The organism is Paenibacillus sp. FW101-FHT12H11 (genome assembly GCF_058790355.1).
Map to the genome: position 1 here is coordinate 299,156 of NZ_JBYTCO010000012.1, position 13,017 is coordinate 312,172.

Annotated in this window: 12 protein-coding genes; 8 read left to right on the plus strand and 4 right to left on the minus strand. The window is 42.1% G+C overall.

Features of this window, described 5'->3' with window-relative positions:
- Window positions 1-8: 8 nt before the first annotated feature.
- From jag to rpmH, 4 genes are all read right to left on the minus strand, one after another.
- Window positions 9-626, minus strand: a complete 618-nt coding sequence (jag, locus tag AC3WTJ_RS32975; RefSeq protein WP_157326159.1) for an RNA-binding cell elongation regulator Jag/EloR — start codon at window positions 624-626, stop codon at window positions 9-11.
- The gene (yidC, locus tag AC3WTJ_RS32980) at window positions 623-1,396 is read right to left on the minus strand and encodes a membrane protein insertase YidC (protein ID WP_246239727.1); all 774 of its coding nucleotides are present in this window, start codon (window positions 1,394-1,396) and stop codon (window positions 623-625) included. The genes jag and yidC overlap by 4 nt, the downstream gene beginning before the upstream one ends.
- Before the next feature lie 71 nt (window positions 1,397-1,467).
- Entirely contained in the window at window positions 1,468-1,827 is a 360-nt protein-coding gene (gene rnpA / locus AC3WTJ_RS32985) for a ribonuclease P protein component (RefSeq protein WP_181646286.1), read from the minus strand.
- Window positions 1,828-1,963: 136 nt separating this feature from the next.
- Window positions 1,964-2,098 carry a 50S ribosomal protein L34 gene (gene rpmH, locus AC3WTJ_RS32990; RefSeq protein WP_028557239.1) on the minus strand — a complete coding sequence of 45 codons (135 nt, stop codon included), beginning with the start codon at window positions 2,096-2,098 and terminating at the stop codon, window positions 1,964-1,966.
- Between the two features lie 636 nt (window positions 2,099-2,734).
- Here rpmH and dnaA point away from each other — a divergent pair.
- The 8 genes from dnaA (at window position 2,735) to AC3WTJ_RS33030 (ending at window position 12,725) form a co-directional block, all read left to right on the plus strand.
- On the plus strand, window positions 2,735-4,099 hold the full coding sequence (dnaA, locus tag AC3WTJ_RS32995) for a chromosomal replication initiator protein DnaA (RefSeq protein WP_127454092.1): 1,365 nt from the start codon (window positions 2,735-2,737) through the stop codon (window positions 4,097-4,099).
- A gap of 178 nt (window positions 4,100-4,277) precedes the next feature.
- The gene (dnaN, locus tag AC3WTJ_RS33000) at window positions 4,278-5,420 is read left to right on the plus strand and encodes a DNA polymerase III subunit beta (RefSeq protein ID WP_127454094.1); all 1,143 of its coding nucleotides are present in this window, start codon (window positions 4,278-4,280) and stop codon (window positions 5,418-5,420) included.
- 13 nt (window positions 5,421-5,433) lie between these two features.
- Window positions 5,434-5,649 carry a S4 domain-containing protein YaaA gene (gene yaaA, locus AC3WTJ_RS33005; RefSeq protein WP_492525416.1) on the plus strand — a complete coding sequence of 72 codons (216 nt, stop codon included), beginning with the start codon at window positions 5,434-5,436 and terminating at the stop codon, window positions 5,647-5,649.
- A gap of 28 nt (window positions 5,650-5,677) precedes the next feature.
- Window positions 5,678-6,796: a DNA replication/repair protein RecF gene (gene recF / locus AC3WTJ_RS33010; RefSeq protein WP_127454098.1), complete on the plus strand. Its 1,119-nt coding sequence runs from the start codon at window positions 5,678-5,680 to the stop codon at window positions 6,794-6,796.
- A 5-nt stretch (window positions 6,797-6,801) separates the two neighbouring features.
- On the plus strand, window positions 6,802-7,050 hold the full coding sequence (gene remB / locus AC3WTJ_RS33015; protein ID WP_127454100.1) for an extracellular matrix regulator RemB: 249 nt from the start codon (window positions 6,802-6,804) through the stop codon (window positions 7,048-7,050).
- A 68-nt stretch (window positions 7,051-7,118) separates the two neighbouring features.
- Window positions 7,119-9,035, plus strand: coding sequence for a DNA topoisomerase (ATP-hydrolyzing) subunit B (gene gyrB, locus AC3WTJ_RS33020; RefSeq protein ID WP_407870067.1), 1,917 nt, complete (start codon window positions 7,119-7,121; stop codon window positions 9,033-9,035).
- A gap of 46 nt (window positions 9,036-9,081) precedes the next feature.
- A complete protein-coding gene (gyrA, locus tag AC3WTJ_RS33025; protein WP_127454103.1) occupies window positions 9,082-11,574 on the plus strand; it encodes a DNA gyrase subunit A in 2,493 nt (830 codons plus the stop codon).
- A gap of 83 nt (window positions 11,575-11,657) precedes the next feature.
- Window positions 11,658-12,725 carry an HD-GYP domain-containing protein gene (locus tag AC3WTJ_RS33030; protein WP_492525420.1) on the plus strand — a complete coding sequence of 356 codons (1,068 nt, stop codon included), beginning with the start codon at window positions 11,658-11,660 and terminating at the stop codon, window positions 12,723-12,725.
- Window positions 12,726-13,017 lie beyond the last annotated feature (292 nt).

Below are 13,017 nucleotides of genomic sequence, written 5' to 3' on the forward strand. Positions count from 1 at the left end.
GGCTAAGGTTATTTGACGGCGATCACGACCCGACGGTTCGGTTCTTCGCCTTTGCTATAAGTTTTGACAACAGGATGCCCTTGCAATTCAGCATGAATAATCTTGCGTTCCTGCGAATTCATCGGCTCCAAAATAACTTCTTTTTTCGACTTTATGACACGATTCGCCAACCTTAAAGCTAGCTCCTCTAACGTCTTTTTACGTCGATCTCGGAAATTTTCTGCATCTAAAATAATCCGGAAATGCGAATTAGCATAACGATTTGCGACAATATTGACTAAATACTGCAGCGCATCGAGGGTTTGTCCTCTTTTACCGATCAAAATACCAAGCTCCGAACCACTCATATTCAACTGGTAGCCTTCGCGATCCTTTGTCGTGTCTATGGTGATGGAAATTTTCATCGCTTCGAACATATCTTGTAAGAAAGCAATGGCTTCCTCAAGCGGATCTGGTATCAATTCAAGCTCAACCTTAGCTTCTTTGGAACCAATAAACCCAAACAACCCCCGGGAGGGCTGTTCCAAAATATGAATCTTAACACGATCTTCCGAAACCTGCCATTGAGAAAGACCGGCTTTCACCGCTATCTCAATAGTTTTTCCAGTCACCACAATTTTTTTCATTTGGACAGGCCACCCTTATTATTTTGAGATCCAGGATTTTTTTGTTTTCCAGGAGAACCATAAATAAAGTAAGACTGAATAATGGTGAAGATGTTACCGTAGATCCAGTAAAGTGGCAGCGCAGCTGCGAAATTCATGGACATCACGAAAATCATAACCGGGAAAATGTATAGTAAGCTTTTCATTTGTTGATTCATTTGAGAAGACATAAACATTTGTTGAACGAATGTGGTTGCCGCGGCAATGATCGGAAGAATGTAATAGTGATCGGGCTGTCCTAAATTCATCCATAAGAAAGTATGCTCTCGAATATGGTCATTACGCATGATAGCTTGATAAAGCGCAATCAGAATTGGCATTTGAACAATGATTGGAAAACACCCAGCTAACGGATTCACACCATTTGACTGAAATAACTTCATTGTTTCTTCCTGCTGCTTCTTCGCATCATCTTTATACTTTTCTTTAAGCTTCTTCATCTCAGGCTGCAACTCTTGCATCCGTTTGGAGCTCTTATACTGTTTCAGCGTCAGAGGCAAAATAATGAGACGAATAATGAGGGTTACGACCAGAATAGATAAGCCATATTGACCCCACAACTTGACGGCGAACCAGTCGAGTGTCTGCGAAAGCGGGTACACAAAATATTTTACAAAAAAACCTGCCGTATTAGGATCAATTGGTGCCATAGCAGAGCTACTAGGACTACATCCTGACAACAATAAGATCAACGCAGAAAGAGCTGCAAGCAAATAAAGTCGACGAGTCAAAATGAGATCCTCCTAAATATCTTTTCCAACATAAACTATAACACAATTTAAGCGCGAAAAGAAATAATGCTTCACTTTTTTATTGTGTCATTTCTTTTTAATAAAGAAGCCTTTCGGATTACATGCCAAATGCTTTTCTCCATCTCGGCATATTCCATATCTACCGCGGGTTTCCTAGCCAGCAAAATGTAATCATAATGCGGCGTCAAATTCTCTTTTTTCAAACGGATGATCTCTTTCACCATTCGTCTCAAGCGGTTACGGACAACCGCGTTCCCCACCTTCTTACTCACCGAGATGCCAAGTCGGAAATTTTCCATTTTAGGCTGAGGTAAATAGTAAAGAACGAATTGATGGTTGGCCATTGATTTGCCATATCGATAAATCTTATTGAAGTCTTCTCTTTTAGCTAATCTATATTCTTTTTCCACAGACATGTACGCTCCAGACCGTTAACTTCAGATAAGCAAATTACCACTTAGGCATCTTATCTATTTTTGACCGAAATGACGGCATATAAACTGTCCATCCAAATGCAAAAAAAAAAGCCCCTTCCGGAGCCTCTTTTTACGCGCTAAGAACTTTTCTTCCTTTAAGACGACGAGCTTGTAGAACTTTACGGCCGTTCTTCGTGCTCATTCTTTTACGGAAACCATGATTCTTCTTACGCTTTCTCGTATTAGGGTTAAACGTCGGACCCATCTATAGCACCTCCCTACCTGAGGATATCCATCCTACAAAATTTCTACTACTCATTAAATCATATATCACTCAAGAAAGTCAACCTACCCGAGCGTGCAGAAGGAAATGCCAAAAAGATCACAATAAATCGAAAAAGAATAACCTGTGTATAAATTTTATCCACCGAATAGAGAAGCTTGTCGAAAATCAACAGAATATTAACAATATCTTGTGTTGTGAACAATTTCTATGCACAACTTGTTGTAATTGTGGATAATCCCAAACAATCCGTTGATTAACAAGCTATCTTTTGTTAAGATGATAATGTTTCTGTTGTGGATATACACGACCACTTCTCCGATTTATCAACAGTCTGTGGATAACATTGTGAACAAAATTCCCTCTACAAGAATAAGTCATTTTAACCGATTCTTAATAATGTGGATAAAACGACAAAAGCCGTCCTTTTTTGACCCCATCAGACATGTTGGTTCTTTTCGCAATAAATCGCGCAGAATATACTCTGATTGCGTTCAATCTATGCGTTTTTCGGATCGCTCCAGTTAGAGATTCAACCATAATGATTTATACACAGATCGCATTATTAGGAAACCTGGCCTTTACGCCACATGTTTGATTTTAAAGGAGTGAATTACTGTGGAAGGCCATTCTACGGACTTATGGCAGCAAATCTTATCGATTATACAAACTAAGCTCAGCAAACCTAGCTTCGATACTTGGCTAAAATCAACCAAAGCGACAGTTTTTAATGACTCGACTGTCGTTATTTGTGCGCCCAACAATTTTGCCCAGGAGTGGCTGGAAAGCCGCTATACCAAGCTGATTGAAGGTACAATTTATGATTTCACCGGCAAACACGTTTCCGTGAAATTCATCATCGAGACCGAAGAACAGAAAGCGCAGTCTGCTGCGACTCAACCGGCCGTTATACCGCCTAAAGGTCCTGCCATTGTGGCGGGTGAAGAAAATTTCACGAATATGATGAATTCGAGATACACGTTCGATACTTTTGTCATCGGATCAGGCAATCGATTCGCGCACGCAGCTTCATTGGCTGTGGCGGAAGCGCCAGCTAAAGCCTATAATCCGCTCTTTTTATACGGAGGCGTTGGTTTAGGCAAAACCCATTTGATGCATGCAATCGGTCATTATGTGCTGGAACATAACCCTGGGGCTCGTGTTTTATATATTTCATCAGAGAAATTTACGAATGAATTCATTAATGCTGTTCGTGATAACCGCGGTGAAGGATTCCGTAATAAATATAGAACGATTGATGTACTACTAATTGACGATATTCAATTCCTCGCCGGTAAAGAAGGTACACAGGAGGAATTTTTCCATACATTTAACGCTCTTCATGAAGAAGGTAAGCAAATTATTATCTCCAGTGACCGGCCTCCCAAAGAGATTCCAACGCTGGAGGACCGCTTGCGCTCTAGGTTTGAGTGGGGCTTAATTACCGATATTCAGCCGCCTGATTTAGAAACGCGCATCGCGATTTTGCGGAAAAAAGCGAAAGCCGAAAATCTCGAGATTCCAAATGAAGCGATGATCTATATCGCAAATCAAATCGATACGAACATTCGTGAACTTGAAGGTGCTTTAATAAGGGTAGTTGCCTACTCTTCTCTAATTAATCAGGATATTAGCGTACATTTGACTGCCGAAGCTTTGAAGGATATTATTCCGTCAAATCGGCCAAAGGTTATAACCATACAGGATATTCAGCAGCGTGTTGGTGAATTCTATGGATTAAAGCTTGAGGATTTTAAAGCGCGTAAACGAACGAAAGCCGTAGCTTTCCCCAGACAGGTCGCTATGTACCTGGCACGGGAGCTGACGGACTTCTCTTTGCCGAAAATCGGAGATAATTTTGGTGGCCGCGACCATACCACGGTTATCCATGCCCATGAAAAAATATCGCAAATGTTGCAAGCGGACCAGGAGCTCTATAAGATTGTTCATAATCTCACGGAGCGTATCAAAAACCCCTCTTAATAACATTTGATTTCGGGTGAGCCTATACACAATCTATTCACATGTGGATAGGCTTGCTTTATATATGGTTCATCCACATATCCACATATCCAGAGCCCCTACTGCTATTACTAATAAAGAATGTTATTATATAAAGATATGCTAACGCACCCCAAAAAAGAACTGCAGGAGTGAAGTCATGAAATTAACGATCCTTAAAGACCATTTAATAGAATCCATTGGTCACGTTTCCAAAGCAATTTCCTCACGTACAACAATTCCAATCCTTACAGGGATCAAAATAGATGCAACCTTAAGCGGTGTAACCCTTACGGCCAGCGATACCGATATTTCAATTCAAAGCTTTACGCCTAGCGAAAATGGTACAAACAAAATCATTCAGTTATATCAAGCCGGGAGTGTTGTGCTTCCAGCTAAATTTTTCGTTGAAATTATCCGTAAGCTCCCTGCTCAACTCATTGAAATTGAAGTAGGCAACAATTTTCAAACCATCATTCGTTCAGGTTCTTCTGAAATTCAAATTATGGGACTTGATCCAGATGAATATCCGCTGCTGCCGGAAATCGAAGAAAGCAAAATGCTGCGTCTTCCAAGTGATTTGCTTAAAACAATGATTAAACAAACGTCTTACGCGGTATCAACAAATGAGTCTACGCCGATTCTTACCGGTGTACTTTGGAATATTACTGGTGATAAACTGAAATTTATTGCTTGTGACCGTCATCGACTTGCCAGCCGCGAAGTTACTGTTGATAACGATAATGCGCACAATTTGCCTAATATTGTTATTTCAGGCCGTACCCTGAATGAATTAAGCAAAATTTTGCCTGATCAAAACTCACTTATAGATATAGTTATTTCGGACAATCAGGTTTTATTCAAAATTCATTCGATTTTATTTTACTCACGCATTTTGGATGGTACGTATCCGGATACATCAAAGCTCATTCCTCAGTCTTTCCAAACGGAAATGGTCGTTCCGACGAAAGAATTGGCTGAAGCCATCGATCGCGCTTACCTCCTTTCCAAAGAAGATAAGACGAATATTGTTAAAATGATGATGCTGGAAGACCAAACCATCGAAATTTCATCCAGCTCCTCCGAGCTGGGCAAAGTAACGGAACAAATTAACCTGCAGCATATTGTCGGTGATTTACTCAAGATCTCTTTTAACTCCAAATATATGCTTGATGCGCTCAAAGTTCTCGACTCAGAGTTTATTCATATTGGATTTACTGGAGCTATGCAGCCTATCATCATGAAGCCGCAAGATTCGACAAACATTCTTCAGCTGATCTTGCCATATCGAACAACGAATTAAGGAGTGCTCCAGTATGAAGCAAATCGCTATTAACACGGACTACATTACGCTCGGGCAGTTTCTCAAATTATCGGATTGTATATCCACAGGTGGACAAGCCAAATTTTTTGTTGTGGAAACAAAAATCGAAGTGAACGGACAGGCAGAAAATCGCAGAGGACGGAAACTCGTTCCGAAAGATATCGTTACCGTGGAGGGTTTCGGACAATTCGAAGTCGTTAGCTCCTGATTGGGCCAAGCCAGGAGGATGAGTAATCATGTTTTTGAACAGACTCGCGCTTAAGTCTTACCGAAATTACGATCAGATCGAGTTGACCACGGATAGCAATGTCAATATTTTCGTAGGACCTAACGCACAGGGCAAAACGAATTTATTGGAGTCCATCTATGTCTTGGCAATGACCAAATCACATCGTACTCATCAAGACAAAGAACTGATCGGCTGGAACGGTGATCAAACGCAGCTGCATGCACAGATCCAAAAGCGATATGGCAGCTGTCAATTGGATCTCTCCATTTCAACCAAAGGCAAGAAAGCAAAAATTAATGGGCTCGAGCAAAAAAAGCTCAGCAACTTTATCGGAGCGCTTAATGTTGTTATGTTTGCACCGGAAGATTTAGAAATTGTCAAAGGCACGCCTGGTATCAGACGAAGATTTCTCGATATGGAGATTGGTCAGGTTCAGCCCTCTTATCTCTATGATTTATCGCAATACCAGAAAATTTTGCTTCAGCGTAACAATTATTTAAAGCAAAATTTCGCTGGAAAAGGCTCACCTGACGCGATGTTGGACATCTGGAATGAACAATTAGCACTGTATGGTGTTAAAATTATGAAAAAGCGTCAAAACTTTATAAAGAAGCTGCAACAATGGGCTGAAACGATCCATCGAGGAATAACGAATGACAGTGAAGAGCTACTCATCCGCTATTCCCCTTCGTTTGACATGGGCTCGTTTGAAGATGAATCTGTTTTATTAAACCAATTTATGATAAAGTTATCTTTGGTCAGAGATCAGGAATTCCGAAGAGGCGTTACACTTGTGGGCCCTCATCGCGACGATCTTCTTTTTTACATCAACGACAAAGAAGTGCAAACCTACGGCTCCCAGGGGCAGCAGCGCACAACTGCACTCTCCCTTAAGCTGGCGGAGATTGAACTCATCCATGAGGAAGTTGGCGAATATCCTCTTTTATTGCTTGATGATGTGCTTTCAGAGCTTGATGAATATAGGCAGACGCAGTTGATCCGCACGTTCCAAGAAAAAGTGCAAACGTTTATCACCACGACGGGTCTAGAGAGTGTCCATTTGGACCAACTGAACCATGCTTCCGTGTTTCATGTTTTGAAAGGAAATGTAAGTGGCAGGAGCTGAGGAGCATGTTTATTCATTTGGGTGGAGAAAAAATTATTCGAGCTTCCGAACTGATTGCTATATTCGATATCTCGATAGAAAAATCCTCAAAAATATCGAAACAATTCATTCAACAAGCTGTTAAGGATAAAAAAACAGAAAAAATCGGTGAGGAAGAATGCAAATCTCTCGTTGTTACGAAGAGTAAAGTGTATTATTCCCCGATCTCCTCTACCACGCTCAAGAAAAGAGCGCATCTTTTGTTAACGAACTAACCTTTTGTTGTTCACATAAGAGAGTATAAGAGGTTTATCTCACTATAAAAAAGCAGGTGGAGATTAACATGTCTGTGAATCAAAATGCGTACGATGACAGTCAGATTCAGGTTTTGGAAGGGTTAGAAGCCGTTCGCAAAAGACCGGGTATGTATATTGGTTCAACCAGTGCCCGTGGACTTCACCATCTCGTTTGGGAAGTTGTCGATAACAGTATTGATGAGGCGCTTGCCGGCTTCTGTACGAAGATCGATGTAATTGTTCATAAAAATAATAGTATTACCGTCGTTGATAACGGACGTGGGATTCCGGTCGGGGAAAATGCGAAGCTCAAACGTCCAACGCTTGAAGTCGTTCTTACCGTCCTGCATGCGGGTGGTAAATTCGGTGGCGAGGATTCCGGTTACAAAGTATCCGGGGGGCTGCACGGTGTAGGTATTTCCGTAGTTAATGCTTTGTCCGAGCATTTAACTGTAAAAGTAAAGAATAAAGGTCAAATTCATCAACAAGAATACCGCCGCGGAACACCGCAATATGATGTGAAAGTGGTTGGGGAGACGGAAGAAACCGGCACGACGGTTACGTTCCAGCCAGATCCGGAGATTTTCAAAGAGACAACGGAATATGACTTTGATGTCCTTCAATCCAGGATTCGCGAGCTTGCGTTCCTCAACAAAGGCATCGAGATTAATTTAATCGACGAGCGTACGGATACGGCCACAACCCACATGTATGAGGGCGGGATCATTTCCTTCGTTCAGCATTTGAATAGAAATCGCGAAGTTGTCAATGAATTGCCGATCTATGTAGAGGGTTCCAAGGATAATATCTCTATTGAGATTGCCCTTCAGTACAATGACAGCTATACCGAAAATATTTATTCCTTCGCCAACAACATCAACACACATGAAGGCGGTACGCACGAATCAGGCTTCAAAAGCGCGCTTACACGGATTCTGAACGATTACGCTCGTAAATCGAACTCCCTGAAAGAAAGCGATTCAAACCTTTCCGGTGATGATGTCCGTGAAGGGCTTGCTGCGATTATTTCCGTGAAAATTCCGGAGCCTCAATTCGAGGGGCAAACGAAAACGAAACTAGGAAATAGCGAAGTCCGCGGTATTGTCGAGTCTTTATTTGCTGAGAAATTGCAAACGTTCATGGAAGAAAACCCGGCGGTTGCCAAACGCATCCTGGAAAAAGGGATTCAAGCGGCTAGAGCCAGGGAAGCAGCACGCAAAGCGAGAGAACTGACTCGCCGTAAAAGTGCTCTGGAAGTCAGCGCTCTGCCAGGTAAACTCGCAGATTGCTCCTCTAAGGATGCTTCGATCAGTGAGATTTACATCGTAGAAGGTGACTCTGCGGGCGGATCGGCTAAGCAAGGACGTGATCGTCACTTCCAAGCGATTCTTCCACTTCGCGGAAAAATTTTGAACGTAGAGAAAGCCAGATTGGATCGTATTTTATCGAATACGGAGATTCGGGCGATGATCACAGCTTTCGGTACGGGAATCAGCGATGATTTCGATATCAATAAAGCTCGTTATCACAAAATCATTATCATGACAGACGCCGACGTTGATGGAGCGCATATTCGTACACTCCTTCTCACGTTCTTCTACAGATACATGAAAAAGTTAATTGAGTCCGGTTACGTATATATCGCACAACCTCCTCTTTTCAAATTAGAGAGGAATAAAACGGTACGTTATGCCTACAACGAAAAGCAAAGAGAAGCGATCATGCAAGAGTTTGGTGAGGGTGCCAAAGTCAATGTACAGCGTTACAAAGGACTTGGTGAGATGAATCCTGAGCAACTATGGGAAACTACGATGGACCCAGAAAGCCGAACTTTGCTGCAGGTGACGATTGAAGATGCGATTGAAGCGGATACGCTCTTTGATTCTTTGATGGGAGATAACGTTGAGCCTAGAAGAGATTTCATCGAGGAACACGCAATTTACGTGAAAAATCTAGATGTCTAAACGTCTTAGACGTTGTTAACGATGTAAGCTTTCAGGAGGAACATTCATGAGCGAAGAATTACGTTCGCAAGTCAAAGAAATTGACATTTCTACCGAAATGCGTACATCCTTCTTAGACTATGCGATGAGTATCATTGTCAGTCGTGCACTGCCAGATGTAAGGGATGGTCTGAAGCCGGTTCATCGTCGTATTCTTTACGCGATGTCAGAACTGGGTATGTCTCCAGATAAACCATATAAGAAATCAGCGAGAATCGTCGGCGAAGTTATCGGTAAGTACCATCCACACGGGGATTCCGCTGTTTATGAAACCATGGTTCGGATGGCGCAGGACTTCTCTCTTCGTTACATGCTCGTTGACGGTCATGGTAACTTTGGATCGATTGACGGAGATATGGCGGCAGCTATGCGTTACACGGAAGCCCGTCTGTCCAAAATTGCGATGGAACTTCTGCGTGATATTAACAAAGAGACGATCGATTATGCGCCCAACTATGATGGCGAGGAACAAGAACCTGTTGTTCTCCCATCCCGTTTTCCTAACTTGCTTGTGAACGGAAGCTCAGGTATTGCGGTAGGTATGGCTACGAATATTCCTCCGCATAACCTACGGGAAGTTATTGAGGGTATTCAAATGCTGATCCAGAATCCTGAAATAACGCCTTTGGAGCTGATGACAGCGATCAAAGGGCCGGATTTCCCGACAGCTGGATTTATTCTGGGCCGTGAGGGCATCAGACAAGCCTATACGACAGGTAGAGGCTCAGTTACGATGCGGGCTAGAACCGTCATTGAAGAAAATAACAATAAGGCTAGAATCATTGTCAATGAGCTGCCTTATCAAGTAAATAAAGCTAGATTGGTTGAGAAGATTGCCGAACTCGTTCGCGAGAAAAAGATTGATGGTATCACGGATCTTCGCGATGAATCCGACCGTAACGGAATGCGTGTTGTGATTGAGCTTCGCCGGGATGTGAATCCGAATGTCGTTCTCAATAACTTGTTTAAACAAACGGCTATGCAGTCCAACTTCGGTATCATCATGTTGGCGCTTGTTAATGGCCAACCAAGAGTATTGAATCTTCGTGAGATGCTTCAGTACTATCTCAAACACCAACAAGAAGTCATTCGTCGCAGAACCGAGTATGACTTGCGCAAAGCTGAAGCACGCGCTCATATCTTGGAAGGCTTGCGAATCGCATTGGACCACCTGGATCAAGTTATCGCGTTGATTCGTGCTTCCAGAACTACTGAGGAAGCTAGAGATGGCCTCATGAACACGTTTAATTTGAGCTATGATCAAGCTCAAGCTATTCTGGATATGCGCCTACAGCGTTTAACTGGATTAGAGCGTGAAAAAATTGAAGCTGAATACGAAGAGCTCATGAAGAAAATTGCTGAACTTAAAGCGATTCTTGCTGACGAACAGCTGATTCTAGCAATCATTAGTGAAGAGCTCAATGAGATCAAAGAGAAATTCGGTGACGAACGCCGTTCCGAAATTACAATTGGTGAGGAAAGCATCGAAGATGAAGACCTCATTCCACGTGAAGATGTCGTTATTACGATTACGCATACAGGTTACATTAAACGGCTACCGGTCACTACGTATAAAAACCAGAAGCGTGGTGGTCGCGGGATTGTCGGAATGGGAACCAAAGACGACGACTTCGTGGAACATTTGTTCGTAACCAATACACATCATTACCTCATGTTCTTTACGAATAAAGGTAAAGTGTATCGGTTGAAAGCTTATGAGATTCCAGATTTGAGCCGAACTGCGCGCGGGACTCCGATTATTAACTTGATCCAGATCGAGCAAGGCGAGACGATCAATGCTGTGATCCCAGTTGAGAGCTTCGAAACAGATCAATACTTATTCTTTGCGACGAAGCAAGGTGTTGTGAAGAAGACGCCAATTGACGATTACTCCAATATCCGTAAAGGCGGTCTAATCGCGATTAATTTGCGTGAGGACGACGACCTTATCGGCGTTAAATTAACCGACGGCAATCAAGGTATCATCATGGGGACCAAGTTCGGTATGTCGATTCATTTCCCAGAGCAAGATGTGCGTTCAATGGGAAGATCGGCTACTGGGGTCAAAGGTATCCAGCTTGATGAGGAAGATGCTGTAATCGATATGGACGTAGTCCATGAAGATAATAGTGTATTGATTGTAACGACTAAGGGCTTCGGAAAGAGAACGCCTGTTTCCGAGTATCGTATCCAAACACGTGGTGGTAAAGGGATCAAAACCTTGAACATCACGGATAAGAATGGTCCTGTTGTGGGTCTTAAAGTCGTTCAAGAAGACGAAGATCTCATGATTATTACTGCTTCAGGTACGGTCATTCGGACAAGTATGGATGGTATTTCGGTTATGGGTCGTAACACGCAAGGTGTTCGTCTAATCAACATTCGTGAGGATGATGAAGTAGGCACCTTGGCCAGAGTACAGAAGAACGAAGACCAAAATGAGAACGAAGAAGACGGCGATTGGGAAGAAACCGATACGGAATCGACGGATACAGAATAATAATTTGCAGGGATGGGCTTACAAACCCATCCTTTTTATTTTACAATAGCATGTATAAGATAAAGTAAGGTGAGTGAGCGATCGTGCCGACAGTAGCCGTTTCTCAATTAAAGTATGGCGAAAAACTAGGAGACAATGTAACAACGAAATTAGGGAATGTCCTTTTCAATAAAGGTAAAATCCTGAATGAGAGAGATCTTGAGATTCTTAAAGCTTTTTTCATTGCTTCTGTTTATATTGAATCAAAGAACGGCATTGAGCCCGAGGGGGCCATTGAGGATGTGAAAGTAAAAGAAGTTGCTTCAGTTCCTCCTTTTTATATAGAGTATCAGAACATGTTAAAGCTACTTAAACGCGTTTTTCTACTTGCTAATGGCGGGCAGCCTGTACCTATCCTAGACATTCGAAACGGACTTGAAGCACTTATTCAGCATATCGATACCTACAAAGTACTCACTTTTACTCCCAAAAATCGTAGTTTGCAAGATTACATATACCACAAAAGCATTATGGTCAGTTTGACCTCGTATTGTTTGGCTAGATGGCATGGCCTTCCCCAAAAGGATTTAATGCAAATCGCACTAGCCGGCCTCCTGCATGATATCGGCATTTCCAAAGTAGATTCAACCATCCTGGAGAAAAAGGGCCGTTTGATGGAGTCTGAGATGGAAGAGATCAAACAACATACGTTGATAGGCTATCAGATTCTAAAAAACATTTCGGGAATCAATGAGGGTGTTAAATTAACAGCTGTTCAGCATCACGAGCGCGAAGATGGGTCCGGTTATCCTTTAGGAGTGAAAGGCGATAAGCTTCATATTTATGCTAAAATCGTCGCAATTGCTGATATTTATAATGCGATGACAAACGAACGTCATCACAAAACAGCTATGTCTCCTTACCTCGTGTTGGAGCAGCTTTTTACGGAATCATTCGGAAAAGTGGATCCGACCCTGGTTCAAGTGTTTATAAACAAGTCTACACAAATTAGCAATGGAACCCTGGTTAGACTTAGTGATAATCGTGTCGGAGAGATTATCTTCTCGGATCGTTCACAGCCGACAAGACCTTGGGTGAATGTCAATGGAACGATCGTCAATTTAACAATAGAGAGAAGTTTATTTATTCAAGAAGTAATCGGACAAGTATAGTGTAGAGAAGCCCCTTATTCAGGGGTTTTTCTTTTTTTAAAAAGATTATAGAAAAATGCTTGCATTCTGTTTCTAGATTTGTTATATTACTCCTTGTCGCTTCGGCGGTCGAACGAAAGAACGAAAGAAACTGAAAAAAAGTTCTTGCAATCGAATAGGCTGATGTGATATATTAATCAGGTCGCTTTTGAAGGCGATGGATGAATAAGGAAGAAATTGATCTTTGAAAACTGAACAACGAGTGAGTAAGCACAGTCGAGTAATCGACTATAAATGAGATTGTAAAATCTCG